The following is a 2,189-nucleotide window of genomic DNA, read 5'->3' on the forward strand; positions in this document are numbered from 1 at the left end:
GCTTTCGTGCATGAATCCCAGATAACCTCATCATATAGCGCTTCAATACTATCTTTATAATTAATATCAATTTCAGAAGGAGGCATAAGTCCCAGTCTGTTATTGGCCATAATGATATCGTAACCTCCGGGATGCGTAGGCTTCATAGGAATATGATACATATCCCACTTCCCCTTAAATGGCATCATCATTTCGTAGCGGTAGATATCATCTTTCTTGTCCATATCTGCAAACATGATTTTAGTATAGATATCCGGTGAAAATAATCTATTTAGTTTCATTAGTCTTCTCCTTGATAGGTCATTTCTAATTCATATGTATTTGTTTGAAAACACTTTGATAATCTGATTACTGCTTGTATCGTATAAACCTCGCAAACATTTATCTTCTTGTGATTACAAATATAAACTATTACGTAACGTAATAGTCAACATAAAAATAAAGCAGTAGATCTTTAAGATCTACCGCCATCCAAACACATTATAATGCGTATACTAATATGAACGTTACACTTCAAGTTGTTCAGAAATAATTATTCTATCAGCCTTTGAAATCTCCAAACTATCAAACGCCTGTTCCATTGTAAAAGAAGTGTTTTTCATTAGCACTTTAACATTCTGCGTCAATGTCTTTATTCTATTCTCTTCGACACGTTTTTTTGCATATCTTTCAACTTTTTCACACACAATATCACGACCTTTCTCTGTTTCCTTGTAATGATGGAGTCCATCTGCCAAGAGTTTAAAATGCATATTCTTTGCATTCTTTGAATGGAAGTCTTCTATCAGCCTTCCTATCTCATCGTTACCTTTATATTTACCATTAACATAAATAATATGTGATCCATCATTAAACAGACTATCTGTTTCAAGAACCACTCGTTCCACATGGTACAGCGGCAATCCTTTACCAAACTTATCATGCTTATAGAAGAATATCACATATGAATCCTTTAGAGCCTTGAATGGATCACCTTCTTTCAGCATCCTTGAATCCATAACAGCACTATGAAAACGTGTTCTTCTTACATGTGCTCCTTCTGAATTACCTTGAACTTCTACATTAAATTCAGTACCATCAGAATCTAAAGCATGGATATCAAGAGCAATGTCTCGTCCACCAATTTCAGGGCTTCGCATCTCATCCTGAGTATAAACGCTTTTTACGGTTATTTTCCTTCCAAAAATGATACTAAGTACCAGCTCTGTTGCCGGTATATTTTTCTTGAAAACCAATGCCATCAGATCATCGTCAAACAGATCCATGTTGTCAACGATTTTATTAATATCTCGCTGATTCTTGTCATTGGTGCTTGCTTCTAACTCTCCCATTAACTTTATAACTCTCCTTTAATGATAGCATCATACAAAAAGCCTTACAATTAAAAAACTATGAATATTAGTATGCCGACACTGAGGCCTCCACTATCGGTATACATCTTTATAATCAGTCATCTCTATAGCATTTACTCACCCCCAACTATCTTTTATTCAGCACTTTGCCAACTAATACCAGCTTAGCCTTTGCAAGCTTTATGCCTGAATTTTGTTTGCTTTTAAAACAGTTACTACTTCTTGCTTAGCCTTCTTGCTTAGCTTTAAATCTATAATTGATTTTTCCAATTGCTAAGCATGTACAATCTACTATACATTGATATTATACGTTGTACAACACACTAATTCAATTATAGATTGAATTGTATAAGAAAATATGTTATGTTTTGATTATAGACTTGAAAGTAAATTCCAAATGATAGCACTCCTTGCACACGTACATTCTGCTAAGGGCATTGAACTGGATTTTAGATTTCATCATTTCCTTATAACAGCTATTGCAAAAGCAGAAAGGAAAGTTTGAAAGTGTTCCACTTTCAAACCCAAATTGGTGTCGCGAGCTCCACCAATTTGAACCATTAGTCACTCGCTTTGCTCGCGACATGAGGTTAAAGTATGAAGAAAGACATAGGTAAAGTTATTGCAAAACATCGCAAAGCGATGAAGTTATCCCAGATAGATCTTGCCAGGCAGCTTGCAGAGCACAATATCGTCATTACCAACGCAGGAATCAGTGCCTGGGAGAAAGGGAACACTACCCCCAGCGCCGAAGCTCTTCTGACGGTCTGTGAGATACTTAAGATAAGCGATATTTACACAGAATTCATTGGTGAGAATCCTCTGGATCCTTTTAAA

At 35.7% G+C, this 2,189-nt stretch carries 2 protein-coding genes and 1 pseudogene; 1 reads left to right on the forward strand and 2 read right to left on the reverse strand.

Annotated elements, in window-relative coordinates:
• Positions 1-281 (reverse strand): annotated as a pseudogene (locus K6G87_RS00230) (Zn-dependent protease); the annotation flags it as partial.
• Between the two features lie 225 nt (positions 282-506).
• Complete coding sequence (locus K6G87_RS00235; protein ID WP_296832236.1) at positions 507-1,331, reverse strand: PD-(D/E)XK nuclease family transposase; 825 nt, start codon at positions 1,329-1,331, stop codon at positions 507-509.
• Positions 1,332-1,949: 618 nt separating this feature from the next.
• Here K6G87_RS00235 and K6G87_RS00240 point away from each other — a divergent pair.
• Positions 1,950-2,189, forward strand: a 240-nt coding sequence (locus tag K6G87_RS00240; protein ID WP_296832239.1) for a helix-turn-helix domain-containing protein, incomplete at its 3' end; no start/stop codon positions are given.

The sequence above is a fragment of the Butyrivibrio sp. genome (assembly GCF_024699075.1).